Origin of the sequence: Zobellia uliginosa, from assembly GCF_018860745.1 — a bacterium.
Lineage (GTDB): Bacteria > Bacteroidota > Bacteroidia > Flavobacteriales > Flavobacteriaceae > Zobellia > Zobellia uliginosa_B.
Genome location: NZ_JAHKPY010000014.1, coordinates 529,691 through 549,345, shown reverse-complemented (window position 1 = coordinate 549,345; position 19,655 = coordinate 529,691). Strand labels below are relative to the sequence as shown.

The 19,655-nt window shown below is 37.6% G+C and carries 18 protein-coding genes; 11 read left to right on the top strand and 7 right to left on the bottom strand.

The genetic code is table 11. The annotated features are described in order from the left end of the window. Positions 1-324: 324 nt before the first annotated feature. The 4 genes from KO521_RS17305 to KO521_RS17290 all read right to left on the bottom strand — a co-directional run bounded on the left by KO521_RS17305 (position 325) and on the right by KO521_RS17290 (position 4,387). Positions 325-1,323, bottom strand: coding sequence for an acyl-ACP desaturase (locus KO521_RS17305; protein ID WP_215941160.1), 999 nt, complete (start codon positions 1,321-1,323; stop codon positions 325-327). A gap of 62 nt (positions 1,324-1,385) precedes the next feature. Beyond that, positions 1,386-2,111, bottom strand: a complete 726-nt coding sequence (locus KO521_RS17300; RefSeq protein ID WP_215941159.1) for a metallophosphoesterase — start codon at positions 2,109-2,111, stop codon at positions 1,386-1,388. After that, positions 2,108-3,193 (bottom strand): DNA helicase PriA, encoded by a 1,086-nt coding sequence (locus KO521_RS17295; protein WP_215941158.1) that lies wholly within the window; start codon positions 3,191-3,193, stop codon positions 2,108-2,110. Before KO521_RS17295 ends, KO521_RS17300 begins: the two co-directional genes overlap by 4 nt. A 60-nt stretch (positions 3,194-3,253) precedes the next feature. Next, positions 3,254-4,387 carry an SPFH domain-containing protein gene (locus KO521_RS17290; RefSeq protein ID WP_215941157.1) on the bottom strand — a complete coding sequence of 378 codons (1,134 nt, stop codon included), beginning with the start codon at positions 4,385-4,387 and terminating at the stop codon, positions 3,254-3,256. Positions 4,388-4,561: 174 nt separating this feature from the next. Between KO521_RS17290 and KO521_RS17285 the strand changes: the two genes are divergently transcribed. Next, positions 4,562-5,509 (top strand): carbohydrate kinase family protein, encoded by a 948-nt coding sequence (locus KO521_RS17285; RefSeq protein WP_215941156.1) that lies wholly within the window; start codon positions 4,562-4,564, stop codon positions 5,507-5,509. A 9-nt stretch (positions 5,510-5,518) separates the two neighbouring features. On the opposite strand, the gene KO521_RS17280 is transcribed toward KO521_RS17285, so the two are convergent. The 3 genes from KO521_RS17280 to KO521_RS17270 are packed head-to-tail and all read right to left on the bottom strand — an operon-like array spanning position 5,519 to position 8,294. Further along, a complete protein-coding gene (locus tag KO521_RS17280; protein ID WP_215941155.1) occupies positions 5,519-6,655 on the bottom strand; it encodes an ATP-binding protein in 1,137 nt (378 codons plus the stop codon). Beyond that, a complete protein-coding gene (locus KO521_RS17275) occupies positions 6,652-7,407 on the bottom strand; it encodes an SDR family NAD(P)-dependent oxidoreductase (RefSeq protein WP_215941154.1) in 756 nt (251 codons plus the stop codon). Before KO521_RS17275 ends, KO521_RS17280 begins: the two co-directional genes overlap by 4 nt. Positions 7,408-7,418: 11 nt before the next feature. Further along, positions 7,419-8,294 (bottom strand): aldo/keto reductase, encoded by an 876-nt coding sequence (locus tag KO521_RS17270; RefSeq protein ID WP_215941153.1) that lies wholly within the window; start codon positions 8,292-8,294, stop codon positions 7,419-7,421. A gap of 157 nt (positions 8,295-8,451) precedes the next feature. On the opposite strand from KO521_RS17270, the gene KO521_RS17265 reads away from it, so the two are divergent. From KO521_RS17265 to KO521_RS17220, 10 genes are all read left to right on the top strand, one after another. Continuing rightward, a complete protein-coding gene (locus KO521_RS17265) occupies positions 8,452-9,453 on the top strand; it encodes an AAA family ATPase (RefSeq protein WP_215941152.1) in 1,002 nt (333 codons plus the stop codon). Between the two features lie 88 nt (positions 9,454-9,541). Next, a complete protein-coding gene (locus KO521_RS17260; protein WP_215941151.1) occupies positions 9,542-10,408 on the top strand; it encodes a DUF58 domain-containing protein in 867 nt (288 codons plus the stop codon). Beyond that, a complete protein-coding gene (locus tag KO521_RS17255) occupies positions 10,408-12,075 on the top strand; it encodes a hypothetical protein (RefSeq protein WP_215941150.1) in 1,668 nt (555 codons plus the stop codon). Before KO521_RS17260 ends, KO521_RS17255 begins: the two co-directional genes overlap by 1 nt. After that, complete coding sequence (locus KO521_RS17250; protein ID WP_215941149.1) at positions 12,076-13,074, top strand: vWA domain-containing protein; 999 nt, start codon at positions 12,076-12,078, stop codon at positions 13,072-13,074. A 60-nt stretch (positions 13,075-13,134) separates the two neighbouring features. After that, positions 13,135-14,181 (top strand): VWA domain-containing protein, encoded by a 1,047-nt coding sequence (locus KO521_RS17245; protein WP_215941148.1) that lies wholly within the window; start codon positions 13,135-13,137, stop codon positions 14,179-14,181. Continuing rightward, entirely contained in the window at positions 14,182-15,048 is an 867-nt protein-coding gene (locus KO521_RS17240; protein ID WP_215941147.1) for a tetratricopeptide repeat protein, read from the top strand. It begins immediately after the preceding gene. Continuing rightward, entirely contained in the window at positions 15,042-16,832 is a 1,791-nt protein-coding gene (locus tag KO521_RS17235) for a BatD family protein (protein WP_215941146.1), read from the top strand. Before KO521_RS17240 ends, KO521_RS17235 begins: the two co-directional genes overlap by 7 nt. A gap of 36 nt (positions 16,833-16,868) precedes the next feature. Further along, positions 16,869-17,627 carry a tetratricopeptide repeat protein gene (locus KO521_RS17230; protein ID WP_215941145.1) on the top strand — a complete coding sequence of 253 codons (759 nt, stop codon included), beginning with the start codon at positions 16,869-16,871 and terminating at the stop codon, positions 17,625-17,627. Between the two features lie 59 nt (positions 17,628-17,686). Then, positions 17,687-17,983: a hypothetical protein gene (locus KO521_RS17225; RefSeq protein ID WP_215941144.1), complete on the top strand. Its 297-nt coding sequence runs from the start codon at positions 17,687-17,689 to the stop codon at positions 17,981-17,983. 75 nt (positions 17,984-18,058) lie between these two features. Beyond that, positions 18,059-19,651: a SulP family inorganic anion transporter gene (locus KO521_RS17220; protein ID WP_215941143.1), complete on the top strand. Its 1,593-nt coding sequence runs from the start codon at positions 18,059-18,061 to the stop codon at positions 19,649-19,651. Positions 19,652-19,655: the final 4 nt, after the last annotated feature.

Genomic DNA, 19,655 nt, shown 5'->3' with positions numbered 1-19,655 from the left:
AAACCCTCCCTCAACGGAGGGTTTTTTTATACCGGTACGCCATTCATCGACAAAATTGAACCTCTTGTATTTTTCACAACACGCCTGAACAGATTTACAACAATAATTTAGCAAGTTGGTACAACCACCTTAGTTTTACAGTGTAATTAAGTGATAGTATTGACCCCAAATCGAATCTTGAACTTAACCGAAACAAGTAACGAACCCCAATCCGATACTTGACAATTACAAAAGAATTTACCTACTTAACAAAAAAATCCGGTTCTTTTAGAACCGGATTTTTTTACTTTATATACAACCTGAAAAAGGGTGTTTTAAAATTAATTATATCATGCCATTAGCATCTACCCATTTGAACTTATATTGATCTTCCGGAAATTTCATTCTTTCTGAGATGCGCTCCAATCTAGCAGGAAGTTTAATAAGATAATCACGAGCCTTCTCCGCTTCATCGGAAAGACTTCTTACATTATCCAACTCCCAATATGCGTTAAGTTTTTTAAGGATTTCTACATAATCCTGAGCTGTATAAACCCCTAATCGCTGAGCACAATTGGAAAAGTTCTCAAAAGCAGTTCCTATAGTTCCACCAGACTCTCTTAAAAAATGTGCCGGCATCACAATTTTCTTCTTCATCATATCTGCAAAAGCCAACATCATACCGGATGGATCCTCTCCAAAAATGGTCTTAACGAATTCTCTATATGCTAAATGGTGGCGCATTTCGTCACCAGCAATAATGGTACACATTTTACCCAGTAAGGCATTTCCTTTCTTCTTTGCCATCTGGCCTACCCTTTTATGAGAAATATTGGTAGCCAATTCCTGAAAAGAAGTATATACAAAGTTCTTATAAGGATCCCTGTCAGTTCCAATATCAAAACCATCTGATATTAAATGTTGGGTTGTAATTTCTATTTCACGCATATTTACCCGTCCGGATAAGTATAGATACTTGTTAAGGACATCTCCATGACGATTTTCTTCCGCCGTCCATGCTCTAACCCATTTAGCCCAACCATTGGTCTTGTTTGGTCCATGCTGATCAACTCCCTCAACATCCATAAGCCAAGATTCGTAGGTTGGCAAGGCTTCCTCTGTAATAGTATCTGCCACCATAGTAACCCAAAAGTCATAACCCAATTCCTTAGCCTCTCCCCTAAGTTCTTTTACTGCCTCTAAAAAACCATCATTTTCAGAATCCGGCAAAAAATCAGTAGGCTGCCAAATGTCCTCTGGCTTAATTAGAAAAGACTCCATAAATCCATCCACCTGCGGCTCAATAGCCTGCATTACTTCTAATCTAATGTTCTTTTGGGACATACTCCTGTTTTTTGTAAAGATCGTTAATTATCTAGTGAAAATATAAAAATAAGTGGGTTTTTTCAATTTCTACCCGGTTCATTCGGGTATAATATATGAACTGGATCACTCTGCCAAACTTTCTTTGTTTCAACGTTTAACATAGATAGAGGTCCTTTGAAAGCAGCTCCGGTATCTACGTTCCAAACGTTAGCTGCTAGTTTAGGTTCTGCAATACCCGTTTTTGAAATAGGGGTGTGTCCTATAAAAATCTCTTTATATTGTGTTAATCGCTTAGGATAATAGGCATCGCCCTTTTTAAGATCTGGATTTAATGATCTTGCCAATTCCCAAAGTGTACGGTCCCAATAAAAGGTTTGTTTAAAATATTCGTGATCAACGCCTTTTAAGTTCGTAAATCCGGCGTGAAGAAATAATCTGTCCTCGGCATCTAAATAATAATTCTCTAGACTTTCATAAAAGCTAATATGCTTTTCCTTAGTTTCTTGGCTCGCCTTCTTATACGATGCCAATGTAGCTCCCCCTCCATGTTGTAGCCAAAGAGGATTGTCCTTCCCATCTCGCAACCACTCTAAGCAAAGCTCATCGTGATTACCCCTAATAAATTTACAGTTATGCGTGCCTTGCAATTCAATGAGAAAATTAACCGTTTCTACAGCTTCGCTCCAACCATCTACGTAATCGCCTAAAAAAATCAACCTGTCATCCGGGGTAACATTTCCTCTTTCAAGTACTTGTTTCAACCCATTTAAACCAGAGTGAATATCACCTATTACTAATGTTCTCATTGTGCAAAAATCGCAATTATTGAAATTATAGCAATGATAAAAAGCACCAAAAAGAATATTTTCCAAAAAGAATATGGTCTTGTCCCGCTCAATTCTCCTGTTTGACCATTAATATAGAAATTATATTCCTTGTTATTATAACGATACGAGCTGATGTATACCGGGAGTAGGATATGTTTAAAAGTTTCATCTGCAAGTTTAATATCTGCCTGAGAAATACGTTGGGTATCACCGCCTATATCTTTTCTGATCCAATTATTGGCAATCAGTTTAGCCTTTTGAAAAGACAAATGGTGACCTTCTTTTAATGAAATGGTATATTTTTCGGTTACAAAACCAGATAAATATTTAGAATTATAAGGAACCAACTCTTTCACGTTCCAATAAGCAATTTTAGCCGGAATGTCTCTTCGCTTCTTTTCGGATGCATTGATCAGAATATCATCTACAAAACCGTTTACCGTTCCCGAAGCGGATGACCATCTGGTTTTTCTAACTTGTCTTGTCTGCGTTCCGTTTTTTGTACGCACGCGCTCCGTTTCATAGTAATAGTCACCTCTTTGCCCATGGTAACGAGCATTTAGATTAGCATCAAAAGTCCAATAAGGAAGGTACAGCCCATGCAGACCCTCCGGATCAAGGGCCGCACGTTTTAATTTGTTGGGTGCGAACCAGATCCCAATTACCCACGTTTTAAAAGTAGATTTTGCTTTTTTTTCATCTATCTTAAAAGGAACAAGGGCTCCAGGTAAAATCCATCCCTCCCTTTCCACATCTTCCAGAATTAAGGGTTCACTACAATATATGCAATTCAAGGACTTGTAATTTTCCTCTACATGTTGATTTGCACCACAATTCTTACAACGCAAAACATCAATAGTTTCCGTGTACGCATTCTCTCCCACCACTTTTAAGTAATGTTCAAGTTCTAGCTCCTCAAAACTACTCTTGGTCTGTTCTATAAATTCTTCGTAACCACAATATTCACATTTCAATTGATGTGAACCCGGCTTGAATTTTAACTCGGCACCACAATTGGCACATGCCTTTTTATGTTCCGATTGCTTTGTTTCTTCTTCCATTAATTAGCGTATCTCAATTTCTACACAAAGTGTATTCATCACGAGACAAAAAATTAGACATTAGATTGGTAGTGGAGGTGGAGTGTTCCCCCCTAAAAAGGATTTTAACTCTTCTATCTCTTTTAAGGCAATCCAGTTTTGCATGCCCTGTTTCCATACCAAGGAATCTCTATTTATAGTTCTACTAGCAAAAAGCTCTTTTAGTTTGTCAAAAGAAACCGGTCCGTTTTGCTGACCGTTAGCCGCATAATAATACTGAACCTGAACCGGCATTGGTGGTGGTACCGGTGTAGTGCCTACCTGACTCCCAAAAGGCTGTTGTGTAGCTTGAGGATTCATCATATTCCCCATTTGTTGCGCCAATACAAAGCCCATACCCATGCCCATACCGGCGCCGGCTGTACCCCCTTCGTTCTTTGCAGCAGCTTCCATTGCTTTGGCTGCTTTAAATTGCGAAAGCTTTACCATATCCAACTTATCCAACCTGCTGTATTCAAAAATTTCTTTTTTAAGTTCTTCAGGCATGGATACGTTTTCTATATAAAAACGCTCCAGCTCTATACCTACTCTACCAAATTCGGGTTGCATAACCTCTTGGCAGGTTTCAGAAAGTTCACTTGTATTTGCGGCGTATAGTTCAATAGGCAAATTTGCTTCACCGACCGTGTCCGTGAAACGGGTGACGATTAAGCTTTTAAGATGTTCATTTACCTCGTAATTAGTAAAATTACCATCTGTACCTACAACATCAACCACAAATTTACCAGGATCATTCACTCTGAAGCTATAGGTGCCAAAAGCCCGTATTTCCACCAAACCAAAGCGCTCATCACTCAACATTATTGGATTTTTGGTTCCCCATTTTTCATCTGTAAATAGATGGGTGTTCACAAAATAAACCTCAGCCTTAAAAGGGCTGTCAAAACCATATTTCCAACCTTTCAAGGTAGTAAGAATAGGTAGGTTTTGGGTATTGAGCGTATATGTGCCAGGTTTAAAAACGTCCGCCAATTGACCCTCATTAATAAAAACCGCGGTCTGCCCTTCTCGCACAATCAATTTGGCATTATTTTTTATTTCATTTTGATACCGTTCAAAACGATGAACAATGGTTTCATTGGTATTGTCCAGCCATTCTATAATATCTATAAACTCATGACTGAGCTTCTTTTTTATTTCGTTGAATAAGTCCATGTAGTAGAAATTTTAATTTTTTAATAAGGTAGTGGATTTCTAGAAAACGGGCAAAGGTGGTTGAAAGCAATTTGGATTTTATGGAATAAATAGTATAATTTTGATTTTATATCCATATTCCTTAGAAGCACTCAATTTTGCTTACTTTAGAGCTGATTAATCCATCCAAAAATAATGAAGAGCATATACTGCATAGGAGAATTACTGATAGATTTTGTAGCCATTAAGCAGGGCAACGATCTTTCAAAAGCCAAAGAATTCACTAAAAAAGCAGGTGGAGCACCAGCAAACGTTGCTTGTGCTATTTCTAAATTAGGGGGAAAAGGGCAATTTATTGGCGCTGTTGGAAATGACCCTTTTGGAACCTTTTTATTGGATGTTCTTAAAGAAAATAGAGTAGATATTTCTCTTGCACAAAGGTCAAAAACCTTTACCACAATGGCTTTTGTATCATTAGCTGAAGATGGTGAGCGTGATTTTGTTTTTAGCCGAGGTGCAGACAAAAAACTGAAATACGATTCATCACTAAAAAAACAACTAAAAGGCAACATTGTTCATTTTGGTGCAGCAACGGCATTTTTAGGCGGCGGATTGGAAGAAGCTTACGACCGTTATTTATTTGATACGCTAACCCAACAAGCTTTTATAAGTTTTGACCCAAATTATAGGGAAGACCTCTGGAGAGGAGAAGAAGATTGTTTTATTAAAAAGAGCTTACGATTTGTTGGAAAATCACATTTATGTAAATTCAGTGAAGAAGAGATTCAACTGATTACTGATGAATCGGACATTGAAAAAGCTTGTAATATTATTCATGAAGTAGGCTGTCCTGTAATCTGTGTAACACTAGGCGGAAAAGGGACTTTAGTAAGTACAATAGACCAAAAAACTATTGTAGAAAGCATTAAAGTAACCCCTATTGACACTACTGGTGCCGGAGACGCTTTTATTGGCTGTTTATTGTATCAAATTGCCAACATTGGTGATCCACACTTAATTCTGTCAAATTATGACCAATTAATAGAAATGGTTACTATCGCCAATCGGGCAGGCGCAATGACTACTACAGGTTATGGAGCAATTCCCTCATTACCAGATTATGATACTGTTTTCAATAAGTAAAGAAACCTATTAATTGTACCTTACTTTTCTAATAATGCGTAGGGACTCCTTTATGCCTAAATATATTTCTGGATACTTGTTTTTCAATAAACCTCGGGCCATTTCCATCTGCTCCTTGGCTTCATCAAATCCGTTTAGATAACAAATAAGGTAACTGTCCGGCAGGTATTCCATATCTACCATTTCAGACGGTTTTAGCTCTATTCCTTTCTGTATTTTTTCTAAAAGGGAATTATTGGCGTTCCAGATATGAAAAAGATTTTTTTTACTGTATCTAGGGGGCTCAAAAATTAAATCGCTTTCAATCTTATAGGTGCCATTATCAAAAAAATTGATGACTACTTTTTCCAGTTGAAAATATCGTTGCTTGGAACCTAGCCCCAACTGTACATATTCTATCATCGTAAAAGACTGCTCATCGTAAACAATGCTAATTTCATCCAATGCTGAATAAAAAAGTTTTACCTGCTCATTGATCAACTCAATATCTACTCGAGAGAAAAAGATATTATCCCTAACCTTTTTTTTATTTCCGGCCCAACAGACCACAAATTGTTCCTTAAAAACCTTGTAGTCACTTTTTAAGTTCTTATGTCTGTTATTGATAAAGTCAATTACGCCGTCTAGTGTCAATTCTATATTATTCCGCGCATGTTGTTCAATGGTCGCTACGGCATCTGAATTTATATCTTGGAGCTCCACACCGTAGGCTTTAGGCATGCTAATACTCCCTTCTCTAAAAAAGACCATTCCTCCATAATACTTCCAGATATTCTTGCGGAGAGCACATACTTTTTCATTTGATCGGATAGTGACCAAACCTATTACCTTGCCCTCTCGTAGATTAGGAAAAGGAATATTCTCGTATGAAATTAAAGGAGGGTTATCTAAATAAGCATTGACTAGATTTTGAATTTTACTATCATCAAAAAAATCTACACCAACAATTTTATTGTCCTCGTCCTCTACTCCAATAACTATAAAAGAATTGTTTTTAGGGTTGCTATTGGCCAAAGCACAAACATGCTTTAAAAACTTAGCTTTACCTTCTTTCTCTCCAATGGAGATAAAACGCTTCTTATCATAAAAACTATTTTCGTCATTATGTGCCAGTAAATTTTTAACAAGAAGGCGTTTGTTAATCATAACGACCTATTCAATATGGTGGCAGAAGCTTGTGCGGTGGGCATTACTATTAAATCGGCAATATTTACGTGATATGGCCTAGAGATTATAAAGTGAATGACCTCGGCTATGTCCTGGGCCTTTAAGGGCTCAAAACCATCATACACAGAATCTGCTTTATCATCATCGCCTTTAAAACGCACATTACTAAACTCTGTCTCTACTGCTCCAGGATTGATGCCGCCAACTTTAATTCCGTATGGATTTAAGTCCATTCGCATTCCTTTGGTTAGTGCATCAACTGCATGTTTGCTTGCACAGTATACGTTTCCTTTTGGATAAACTTCTTTACCTGCAGTTGAACCAATATTAATGATATGACCTGACTTTCTTTCTACCATATTGGGAATTATTGCCTTGGAAACATAAAGCAGTCCTTTTACATTAATGTCTAGCATAGCATCCCAATCATCCGTACTGCCTTTATCAATAGGGTCAAGACCGTGGGCATTACCTGCATTGTTAACTAAAACATCTATCTGGTTGAAATTTTTAGGTAATGAACCTATAGCCTTAAAAACAGCATCCTTATCTCTTATATCAAAATTAAGTGTATGAACTTCACATTGTTTGCTCAATTCCGATTGAAGCATGTCTAAGCGATCTTGCCTTCTTCCGCAGAGCACCAACTTAAATCCTTGAACAGCAAGCAATATAGCCGTTGCACGGCCAATACCACTAGTTGCCCCCGTAATCAATATTGTTTTATTCATAGTATCTCTATTTAAGCGACTTCGTGACCTTTAGCCGCTTCCAACAAAATAAACCAATCGGTTTTTTGTATATTAATTTTTGTAGCTTCTATTGCTGCAGACAAACGGGATTTTGTAGCTGTACCTACAACCGGAAAAATTTTAGAAGGATGCTTCATTACCCATGCCAACAACAATTGGTCTTCAGTAGCCTCATATTTTTCTTGCATAGGCTTTACAACTTTCCTTATCCGTTGTGAAATTTCATCATCCGTCCTAAAATAAGACCCAAGCGGGCTATAGGACATTGCCATTCTTTTATTTACAAAACAATCATCTAAAGTAGCATCGTACATTACATCATTATGGGTAAGCGAAAATTCTATTTGATTAGCCTCTACCGGCATTACCGTTTCTACAAGAGCAATTTGGGAAGGTGAAAAGTTCGAAACTCCAAAACTCCTTATTTTTCCCTGTTTTTTTAATTTGGTAATCGCCTCAGCTATATCATCCGGATTCATTAATGGACTTGGCCTATGTAACAAAAGCAGGTCTAAATAGTCTGTTTTTAATTTTTTAAGTGACTGTTCTGCGGACCAAATGATATAATCTGCATTGTAATTATAATGTTTTACATGATTTTTTCGGGCATCGGCATCCATCTGAATACCACATTTAGAAATAAATTGAACGGTTTCACGAGATATTCCACTGTCTAAGTACGCATTTCCAAAATCTTCCTCTGTAGTATAACCCCCATAGATATCAGCGTGGTCAAAGGTGGTCACCCCGATTTCCAAACAATGGTTCATTAATTGTATCATACTAGATTTGGAAAAACCTTTCCCCCAACTTCCCCATGTCATAGTTCCTGCTATAACTTTGGAATAAAAAGTGTTCTTTTGCATAGAGCGGTTAAATTAAAAAGAAATCCCTTAAAAACTTCATAAAAATAGGGCTTCTATGTTTTTTTTAACCAATCGTTAACAGCGAAGCAGCTAATAAATTTTCAATTTGCATGCCTGTTAAATAACAACCGGCCCAAACCAAAATTTGTAACGTTATATGGAAGAAAATACTACGGTAGATATTAATGCGGTGAATGAGAAAATTGCGCATGAAAGTGCATTTATAGACCTATTGATATTGGAAATGAACAAAGTAATCGTTGGCCAAAAACATATGGTTGAAAGATTACTGATCGGTTTACTGGGCAAAGGGCACATTTTATTAGAAGGTGTTCCTGGTCTAGCAAAAACTTTGGCTATTAATACCTTGTCTAAAGCAGTGAAGGGTAGTTTTAGTAGAATTCAGTTTACGCCAGACCTTTTACCGGCAGATGTTACGGGTACATTGATCTATAACATGAAAGAGAACGACTTTTCTATCAAGAAGGGTCCGATTTTTGCCAATTTCGTGCTTGCAGATGAAATTAACCGTGCTCCGGCCAAAGTGCAATCCGCTCTTTTGGAAGCCATGCAGGAAAAACAGGTTACCATTGGCGATGAAACATTTACATTGGACAAACCATTTTTAGTAATGGCTACGCAAAACCCGGTAGAGCAAGAAGGAACTTATCCTTTACCAGAAGCTCAGGTGGATCGTTTTATGCTAAAAACCGTTATTGACTATCCTAAATTAAATGAGGAGCAAATGATTATGCGCCAAAATTTATTGGGGGCTTATGAAACGGTAAACCCGGTAGTAAGTATAGACCAAATACTTAGCGCGCAAAAAGCGGTTCGTGAAGTATATATGGACGAAAAAATAGAGAAATACATTCTTGATATTGTTTTTGCCACTCGTTACCCGGAAAAATATAATCTTGAGGATTTAAAGCCGTTAATTAGTTTTGGTGCTTCTCCAAGGGGTAGTATAAACCTAGGTATCGCGGCAAAATGTTATGCTTTCATTAAAAGAAGAGGCTATGTTGTTCCTGAAGATGTAAGAGCTATAGTTCATGATGTTTTACGTCATAGAATAGGTATTACTTACGAGGCAGAGGCAGAGAATATTACTTCCGAAGAAATCATCAACAAGATTGTTAACGAGATCGAAGTACCTTAAAAGGTAGGCGGTTGGCAGATGCTGTAGGTAGTAATTGACGCTTTGTCACTACCACTCTAACTGCTTGCTGAAAACTGTTTGCTGAGAAATGGATACTAAAGAGCTACTTAAAAAAGTACGAAAGATCGAGATTAAGACACGCCGTCTATCCGATCATATATTTGGCGGGGAATACCACTCTACCTTTAAAGGTCGTGGTATGACCTTTAGTGAAGTACGTCAATACCAATTTGGCGATGATGTCCGTACAATTGATTGGAATGTTACCGCCCGTTACAACGAACCTTACATCAAAGTTTTTGAAGAAGAGCGCGAACTTACCATGATGCTCATGGTAGACGTTAGTGGTTCGGAACTTTTTGGTACTACCAATCAGTTTAAAAAAGATGTAATAACAGAAATATCGGCCACTTTGGCTTTTTCTGCTTTACAGAACAATGATAAAGCCGGTCTTATTCTTTTTTCCGATGAGATTGAGCTCTTTATCCCTCCCAAAAAAGGAAAAAGTCATGTGCTACGTATTATAAGGGAACTGTTGGAATTCAAGCCAAAAAGCAATAAAACAGATGTGGCCGCTGCTCTGAGGTTTCTAAGTAGCGTCATGAAGAAAAAAGCAATTGTTTTTGTTCTTTCGGATTTTATTGATGATAACTACGAGAAGACCATAAAAATTTCCGGAAACAAGCATGACGTTACCGGCATTAGAATTTATGATGAGCGCGAAGAGAACATTCCAAATCTAGGAATGGTACAAATGCAAGATGCGGAAACAGGAAGGGTAAGTCTGGTAAACACCCAGTCTAAAAGTGTACGGAGGTCTTACGGTGCTTACTACCGCGAACGCGTAGATTATTTTAAGGATACTTTTTCTAAATCTGGCTGCGGTGTAATAGATTGCAGGGTAGATGAGAGTTATGTAAAAAAATTATTAGGCTATTTTAAGCGCAGAGGTTAATGCTAAACAAATACTTTATAAACTATTCCAACATTACCGGTGCATTGCTTTTAAAGCAATGTGTTTTACTTTGCGTTTTGTTTGTAGGGTTTTCCGCTTTTTCACAAACCACCGCCAAAGTAACTTCTAAGATTGATACTACTTCCATTAAAATTGGAGAACAGATTCAATTTACGGTAATTGTTGAGGCAGATACTACGGCACAGGTTATTTTTCCTGAAGGACAAACATTTTCTCCTTTGGAAACCGTGGAGGCATATGAAACGGATACTACTCGTCATGACGATCGTATGACTCTTCAAAAAATCTATGCGCTTACACAATTTGATTCTGGATTATATAAAATTCCAGCGCAAAGAATAGATATAAACGGACAAGGGTTTTTAACCGATTCTACCAAAGTAATTAATGTTGCTAACATTGCGGTAGATACCCTAGCACAAAAAATGTACGACATTAAGCCATTAATGGAAGTTGAAAAAAGTCATTCCGGACTTTGGAAAACCCTTTTAATAGCACTTCTTGTTCTTTTGCTTATAGGAGCCCTTGTTTATTGGTTTTTCCTTAGAAAAAAACCACTTACGGAAGAAGAAAAAGTAGCACTTTTACCACCATATGACCGCGCTATATTAGAACTTAAAAATCTTGAAAAGTCTAAATATCTCATTCAAGACGAGTATAAACAATATTATTCCGAACTGACGGATATAGTTCGTTCCTACCTTGAAGAAGACGTAAATGTTTCGGCATTGGAGAGCACCACAGATGAGTTAATAACGAAGTTAGAGTTGTTAAGAGATGCCGGGGAATTGAAAATAGAGGATGATACCCTTCAACAATTTAAGCGTATCCTGCAAACTGCGGATTTAGTGAAATTCGCAAAATCAAAACCAGACACCTCAGTAGCTGAAAATGACCGTCAATCCATTGAACAAATCGTTCACAAGACACATGATGCTCTTCCTAAACCAACTGTTGAGGAACTAATGGAGCAAGAAGAATACAAGGAAGAGCTCGAAAAAAAGAAACAAAAGAAAAAGCTCATCTATGCGGGCATAGCTATTCTTGGGGCTATAGTAATAGCATTTGCTTCGGCCACTGCTTATTATGGTTTTACATACGTAAAGGATACTATTTTAGGTCATCCTTCAAAAGAGCTGTTAGAAGGAGATTGGGTGTCAAGTTCATATGGTCACCCCCCTATAAGTATTGAGACTCCCCAAGTTCTTAAAAGACAAGAGATTAAATTAACCCCGGAGATGAAGTCCAATATAAAGGACCTTCAGATGTTTATGTACCGAAGCGACGAAGGTTTTTTCATGGTCGGCACTACCTCTACGACTTTAGCACAAGAAGTAGAGCCTGAATTCAATAAATCCATTGAAGCTTTTATTGAAAACTTGGAAAAACAAGGGGCAAAGAATATAATCACCAAAAGAGAGGAATTTACCACGGTTACCGGTACAAAGGGCATTAAGGTATTTGGAAGCGGAAAATTCCCTGTGCCAGGGTCTAAAGAACTAGTAAACGGAAAATACAGTATTGTTTTATTTGGAGCTAAAGGTATTCAACAACAGATTATCGTTAATTGGTTGGATGACGATACCTACGCTCAAGAAATAGCAGATAGGATACTGGGCTCAATAGAAGTAAAAACAGAATTATAGATGTTGGACAATATATCATTCGCAAATCCGGAATTTTTTTGGTTGCTATTACTGCTTCCACTGGCCGTGCTTTGGTATTTCTATAAGCGTAAAGAGCAAGTAGCTTCTTTGAAAATCCCAACTATCAAAGGTTTTGCCCATACCAGTATTCTCCCAAAGTTAAAACCTCTATTGTTTTTACTAAGGTTATTGGCTCTTACAGCCATAATTGTAGCGATGGCACGCCCCCAAACCGAAGACATTTCTACAAAAACAAAAACTACAAAGGGTATAGATATTGTAATGGCTATAGATGTTTCGTCCAGTATGTTGGCGCGAGATTTAAAACCTAATCGTTTGGCCGCTTTAAAGGAGGTAGCCGCAGAATTTATTAAAGAGCGACCTAACGACCGCATTGGATTGGTAGCCTATGCAGGAGAAGGGTACACCAAAACACCTATTACCAGTGATAAAGCCATTGTGCTCCGTGCATTGCGCGAAATCACTTATGGACAACTAAACGATGGTACCGCTATTGGTATGGGTCTTGCAACTTCTGTAAATAGATTAAAGGAAAGCAAGGCATCTAGTAAAATTATCATTTTATTGACAGACGGTGTTAATAATTCCGGTTTTATTGAGCCGCAGACCGCGGCAGACCTCGCCATAGAATTTGGTATAAAAACCTACACCATTGGTTTGGGTACGAACGGGAACGCTCTTTCCCCAGTAGCTTATAATAGCGATGGTTCTTTTAGATACGGCATGCGCCAAGTTGAAATTGATGAAGACCTTCTAAAAGATATTGCAAAAGTTACGGGAGGAAAGTATTTTAGAGCCACGAACAATGAAAAGTTAGAGGCCATCTATGATGAAATAAACAAACTTGAAAAAACAGAGATAGAAGAATTTAAGTACTATAAGTATGAGGAAAAGTTTAGACCGTGGGTACTTTTGGCCGGCGGTTTACTTTTATTGGAATGGATTCTGAGAAATACGGTTTTCAGAAGTTTTATTTAAGAATTTTTTAGTGCAGTATTTAATAAACTTGTATTAGCTTCAACCTACGAACAAAGCAGAATGATTCAATTTGACGAAAAAATATATTTTTACTTGCTGGCCGTTATACCGGTCATCATCGTCCTGTTCGCCCTTTCACAAATTTGGAAAAAGCGAACTCAGAAGAAATTTGCCGATTCTCAGTTGCTAAAACGTTTGTCTCCGGACAAGTCCAATTTTAAGTCCGCTTTAAAACTATTGTTCTTTTTATTAGGCCTAACCTTTCTTACATTGGGACTGGTAAATCCCAAAATCGGAACTAAATTAGAAACCGTAAAACGCGAGGGTGTAGATGTAGTTTTTGCAGTAGATGTTTCAAAAAGTATGCTTGCAGAAGATATTGCTCCCAACCGATTGGAAAAAGCCAAGCGTTTGGTATCTGAAATCATAAATCAGCTGGCAAGTGACCGTATCGGTATTATTGCCTATGCAGGACAAGCATTTCCACAACTCCCAATAACAACAGATTACGGTGCCGCAAAAATGTTCTTACAGAGCATGAATACAGATATGCTTACCTCACAAGGTACGGCTATTAATGAAGCGATTAACCTGGCCACTACTTATTACAATGATGAGGAACAGACCAATCGCGTACTATTCATAATATCGGACGGTGAAGACCATTCGGAAGGCAACACTAAAGACGCGGTAGAAAAAGCATTGGACGAAGGAATCCAGATTTTCACCATTGGCGTTGGTAAAACCAAAGGTGCGCCAATTCCTATTAAAAGAAATGGCGTTGTAGAAAGTCTCAAGAAAGATTCTCAGGGAGAAGTGGTCATTACCAAATTGAACGAAGATGTTCTTGTAGAGATTGCGGATGATGGTAATGGCGAGTATATTGATGGCTCCAATACAGAAGCTGCCGTAGAACATATAAAAGAGAAGCTTCTTCAGATGGACAAGAAGGAGTTTGAAGCAAAGCAGTTTGCTGAATTCAAGGACCAGTTTCAATGGTTTCTAGGAATTGGCCTATTATTTTTGTTATTGGATATCTTTGTTCTTGACAAGCGAACAAAATGGTTTAAAAAATTGAACTTATTCAACGAAAAAGAAATAGAATAAATGAGAAATATTGTTTTCATATTGTTTTTTATCGGTTTCGTTTCTTTCGCACAAGAAGAAGAAAAAGAGCGAGAGAAGGCGCTTGATGCATCCAAAAATCTAACTTGGGAAGGCAATAAAGCACTTTCAGAAGATAATTTTATAGATGCCGAAGTAGATTACAGGAAAGCTATTGCGAAAAGTGACGAAAATTCCGCCGCGCCCTATAATTTAGCGAATGCCTATTACAAAAAAGAAACCTACAGCGAAGCTTTTGGAAGGTATAAACAAGCTGGTGAATTGGCTACTGACAAGGCAGATAAACATCTTGCCTATCACAATATGGGCAATGTGTTCATGAAAAGCAAAGAATACCAAAAAGCGGTTGAAGCTTATAAAGAAGCTCTTAGGAATGACCCAACCGATGAGGAAACCCGTTACAATTTAGCCTTGGCGAAAAAAATGCTCGAAAAAGAACAAGAGCAAAACGACCAAAACCAAGATAACAAAGACCAAGAAGACAAGAACGACCAGAAAGACGAAAACGAGGATAAGAAAGACGGAGATAATAAGGAAGAGAACGAGGACCAAAACGAAGACAAGAAAGACGAAGGGGATAAAGGAGACGAGGGCGATAAGAATGAAGAACAGAAAGACGAGAACAAAGAAGGTGAAGGAGATGAAAAGGAAGAGCAAAAAAAACAACCTGATCAAGGAGACCAAGATAAACCTCAGGAACAACCACAACAGCCTCGTCCTAATCAGTTGAGTAAACAGCAAGTACAAAATCTTCTAGAAGCTATGCAGAACGAAGAGAAAAAAGTACAAGAAAAAATAGATGCCCAGAAAGTAAAAGGTGTTAAGGTTAAAAACGAAAAAGATTGGTAAAGACCGTTGTACATAAAAATCTCATTGCATTATTTTCTGTAGTGTTCCTTGTTTTTTCGGTGAATGCGCAAGATGATGCAGGTATAACCTTTGAAATGAAACTCAGCAAAGAGAAACTGGGTATAAATGAAAGGTTACGGGTAGATTTTACAATGAATAAAGATGGTGATAATTTCAATCCACCGGATTTTCAGGGTTTCAGAGTTTTAATGGGACCATCGCAATCCATTAGTTCTTCATGGATCAACGGAGTGCGTAGTTATTCTAAGACATATTCTTACACCTTAGCGCCTACCACAAGAGGCAACATGACCATTAAACAGGCCACTATTGATATTGATGGAAAGACTTACAAGTCCCTTGCCAAGAAAGTAGAGGTTACTGCGGCAGTAGACAAACCAAGCGATCAAATGACAGCAGATGATGTTGCTGACGAAAGTTTACATCTAGTAGCTGAAGTTTCCAAAACAGACCCTTATCTGAATGAAGGTATCAGTGTGGTCTACAAACTTTACGTGAGCCCCTCAATTAGTGTATCCAATTACCAACCATTGGACAATCCTAAATACAACAACTTTTGGAGCCAAGATATTCCCGTATCCCGTCCTGTTGCGGAAAACGGAACCTATAAAGGAAAACCCTATAGGTACGTAATATTAAAACGTGTAGTACTCTATCCCCAAAAATCAGGGAAATTAGAAATAGAACCCCTTTCATTAGATGTGACGGTAGATGTACCGTCCAATAAAAGAGATTTCTTTGGTGGCCGTATTTATTCCCAGACTAATAAAACGGTTTCTGCAGGAAAACGTACCATTAATGTAAAAGCACTTCCGGAGAAAGGAAAACCTGTTAATTTTAGTGGAGCCGTTGGCAAGTTCGATTTTTCGGTCACTACCAGTAAGACAGCCCTGAACGCTTCTGAATCCCTACAAGCTAAGGTTGAAGTAAACGGTAAAGGAAACTTAAAACTTTTTCAATTACCAGAACCTAATTTACCAGCATCCTTGGAGGTGTATGAGCCAGAATTTAATGAAAAGGTACGTACTACCCTATCGGGTTCGCGAGGCTCGGTAAGCAATAGTTATACGATTGTTCCTTCCTATAAGGGTAAATACCCTATACCCAGTATTTCGTTTACTTATTTTGACCCTAGCTCAATAGAGTATAAAACCGTTACATCAGACGAAATAGTAATCAACGTTAAGGAAGGCCCGACAAACAATAGTATTGGCACCGCTGTAGACAACGGAACCGGAAACAAACAAACTGTAGCCGTGGGTAATCAGTTTAATTTCTTAAAACTCGATGCCAATTTAACGCCTATCGGATCTAACTATTTCTTTGGAACCAAGAGTTACTATCTCTGGTTACTATTGCCTTTGGCACTCATTCCAATTGCTATTCTGTTGGGTAAAAAACGAGAAGCTATAGCTAGTGATGTGGTAGGAAACAAAGTGAGGAAAGCCAATAAACTTGCCAGAAGATACCTTTCCAAGGCGAAAAAAGAATTGGGTAACAAAGAAGCTTTTTACATTGCGTTAGAAAAAGCACTTCACAATTACCTGAAAGCAAAACTAAAAATTGAAACATCGGAATTCAGCAAGGATAAAATTGAATCTCTTTTAAGCAAGAAACAGGTAGATAGCACTACCACCCAAGGTTTCATTTCTCTGCTTCAAAACTGTGAAATGGCTAGATACAGTCCATTCTCCGATGTGCAGATGCAACAGGATTACGATAAAGCGAGCGAAGTAATTTCGTATTTGGACAAGCAGCTTTAAAGAAGTATTATATTTATTCAATTTCAAAATCAAAAAGTGAAAAACATACTGTTCATACTAATTTCCTTTCTAACCTTAACGGTTTCTGCCCAGAACAATGCATTGTTTGACAAGGCTACGGAAGCCTACAATGTTGGTGAATACCAAAAGGCGGTAGACAGTTATTTAGAGATAATAGAAAACGGGCAACATTCTGCAGAACTCTATTACAACCTTGGTAACGCTTACTATAAGTTAAACGAAATTGCGCCAAGTATTTATTATTACGAAAAAGCTCTTTTGATAAAACCTAATGACAAAGAGATCAAGAATAATCTTGGGTACGCCCAAAACATGACTCTTGATGCTATTGACAGCATGCCCACCACAGGGCTTTCTAAAATTTACAATAGTATTATTGGCAGCTTATCTTTTGACCAATGGGCCTATGTATCCATTATATTTATGCTGCTTTTCATTTTTCTTTACATTGCATTCTATTATTTTGATTATACCTCTAGAAAGCGCCTTGCGTTCATTTTTAGCATCATCTCGCTTCTGATCATGATAACCTCTGTAGTCTTTGCTTTTTTACAATACAACAAGTTTAAAGCAGACCAACCCGCCATTGTATTTGCCAAAGAAGCTAGTGTAAAGGCAGAACCCAACAAAAGAGGACTAGAAGCTTTTGCCCTTCATGAAGGTACTAAAGTTAACGTTCTGGAAGAGCTGAACGATTGGAAAAAAATTCGTATTTCTGATGGAACTACGGGCTGGATTCCGTCTGAGGATATAAAAACATTAAAAGATTTTTAGTATTTCCTTAACGCGTATTAAAAACGTTGGTGTTATATTTGTTTTTGATACCAACCACTATGAAGGTTTTCGCTCGTTTTTTATTACTGTCGTTTTGGCTTTTTGCCATAGCAGCTCCGAGCGTAATAACTTTAATGGATGTTGACAATCCCGTTATCCTAACAAACCTTAATGAAGAGGAACAGCAAGAAGCTGGTAAAAAATCTCCTATTGAGGAAAAATTCGTAAACTACACGTATTTAGATTTTTCTTTGATACCGTTATCAGAACAGTCCGCTATAGGTCATTATTACCTTATGGGCCATATAGATTTCACACTTGAAATTCTCCTTCCGCCACCCGAAAGTATAAGTTAACCCTTTCAGCATATTTATTTCATTTTATTAAAAACTTGTCCTCGATTATAATTGAGGAACAAATCTATATCTTACATGTTCAAATATATCAAAAACGATATTCCCGCGAGTATTGTTGTATTTTTCGTTGCACTACCATTATGTTTAGGTATTGCTTTAGCCAGTGGTGCCCCTTTATTTTCAGGAGTTATTGCGGGTATTATTGGTGGTGTTCTAGTTGGTGGTCTCAGTGGTTCAAAAATTGGTGTTAGTGGCCCTGCTGCAGGTTTAGCGGCAATAGTACTTACCGCAATTGGAACTTTAGGCGGTTATGAGAACTTTTTAGTAGCCGTTGTATTGGGTGGTATAATCCAGATTATATTTGGAATATTAAAAGCCGGAGTAATTGGTTACTACTTTCCTTCTTCTGTAATTAAAGGAATGCTTACCGGTATTGGTATCATCATTATCTTGAAACAGATTCCTCACTTTTTCGGTTACGATCCTGATCCGGAGGGAGACTGGGCATTTTTTCAAGTAGACGGAGAAAATACGTTCTCAGAAATTTTAAACACTATTAATAATATTAGCCCTGGAGCTACCCTAATTGCTATCATAGGACTATCGATACTTTTACTTTGGGACAAAGTACTTTCTAAGAAAGGTAAAGTATTTCAAATCATTCAAGGCCCTTTGGTTGCTGTTGCTATTGGTATTATATTTTACGTTCTAACCCAAGATAGCGAAGTATTGACAATATCTAAAGATCACTTGGTTAAGGTACCTGTACCAGATGATTTTTCATCATTTATCGGTCAGTTTAGCTTTCCGAACTTTAGTGCTATAAGTAATCCACAAGTTTGGATAACAGCATTTACAATTGCACTAGTTGCCAGTTTAGAAACTTTACTTTGTGTTGAGGCAACGGACAAGTTGGATCCACATAAGAATGTAACACCAACAAACAGAGAACTGCTTGCGCAAGGTGCGGGTAACATAGTCTCTGGTTTAATAGGTGGTCTACCGATTACTCAGGTAATTGTACGTAGTTCTGCAAACATTCAATCTGGAGGTAGAACAAAACTATCTGCAATGATTCACGGTTTCCTTTTGCTGATTTCTGTAATCTTGATCCCTACATTGCTGAACATGATTCCTTTATCAGTCTTGGCTGCTATTCTATTTATTGTAGGATTTAAACTAGCAAAACCAGCACTATTCATAAAAATGTATAAACTAGGATGGAAACAATCTATACCATTCTTTGTAACTGTCTTAGGTATTGTTTTTACAGATTTACTAGTAGGTATTAGTTTAGGTCTTGCGGTAGGTATTGTTGTTATTTTATTAAAAAGCTACCAAAATTCTCACTTCCTTCATATTGAGGACAATAGTGATGGTAAACATAAAATTAAAATGACTTTGGCCGAAGAAGTTACTTTTTTCAACAAAGGTGCTATCTTAAAAGAGCTGGACAGTCTCCCGCATAACACCTACTTAGAAATTGATGTATTAAAGACAAGATTCTTAGATTATGATATTATAGAGATATTAGAAGATTTCAGCTTAAAGGCCAGAGAAAGAAATATTGATATTAAGCTTATTTCTAAGCGTGGCGTGGTAGAAAATCCGCCAAGTTATATTGAATTCTTTGAGCAACGACCAAAATCGAATTTAAGCTTAAGCTAATTGG

Coding starts and splice junctions, on each gene's coding strand:
- KO521_RS17260 (WP_215941151.1), top strand. CDS start 9,542: ATGGATACTAAAGAGCTACTTAAAAAAGTACGAAAGATCGAGATTAAG.
- KO521_RS17245 (WP_215941148.1), top strand. CDS start 13,135: ATGATTCAATTTGACGAAAAAATATATTTTTACTTGCTGGCCGTTATA.
- KO521_RS17280 (WP_215941155.1), bottom strand. CDS start 6,655: ATGATTAACAAACGCCTTCTTGTTAAAAATTTACTGGCACATAATGAC.
- KO521_RS17250 (WP_215941149.1), top strand. CDS start 12,076: ATGTTGGACAATATATCATTCGCAAATCCGGAATTTTTTTGGTTGCTA.
- KO521_RS17300 (WP_215941159.1), bottom strand. CDS start 2,111: ATGAGAACATTAGTAATAGGTGATATTCACTCTGGTTTAAATGGGTTG.
- KO521_RS17290 (WP_215941157.1), bottom strand. CDS start 4,387: ATGGACTTATTCAACGAAATAAAAAAGAAGCTCAGTCATGAGTTTATA.
- KO521_RS17295 (WP_215941158.1), bottom strand. CDS start 3,193: ATGGAAGAAGAAACAAAGCAATCGGAACATAAAAAGGCATGTGCCAAT.
- KO521_RS17220 (WP_215941143.1), top strand. CDS start 18,059: ATGTTCAAATATATCAAAAACGATATTCCCGCGAGTATTGTTGTATTT.
- KO521_RS17255 (WP_215941150.1), top strand. CDS start 10,408: ATGCTAAACAAATACTTTATAAACTATTCCAACATTACCGGTGCATTG.
- KO521_RS17305 (WP_215941160.1), bottom strand. CDS start 1,323: ATGTCCCAAAAGAACATTAGATTAGAAGTAATGCAGGCTATTGAGCCG.
- KO521_RS17285 (WP_215941156.1), top strand. CDS start 4,562: ATGAAGAGCATATACTGCATAGGAGAATTACTGATAGATTTTGTAGCC.
- KO521_RS17225 (WP_215941144.1), top strand. CDS start 17,687: ATGAAGGTTTTCGCTCGTTTTTTATTACTGTCGTTTTGGCTTTTTGCC.
- KO521_RS17265 (WP_215941152.1), top strand. CDS start 8,452: ATGGAAGAAAATACTACGGTAGATATTAATGCGGTGAATGAGAAAATT.
- KO521_RS17275 (WP_215941154.1), bottom strand. CDS start 7,407: ATGAATAAAACAATATTGATTACGGGGGCAACTAGTGGTATTGGCCGT.
- KO521_RS17240 (WP_215941147.1), top strand. CDS start 14,182: ATGAGAAATATTGTTTTCATATTGTTTTTTATCGGTTTCGTTTCTTTC.
- KO521_RS17270 (WP_215941153.1), bottom strand. CDS start 8,294: ATGCAAAAGAACACTTTTTATTCCAAAGTTATAGCAGGAACTATGACA.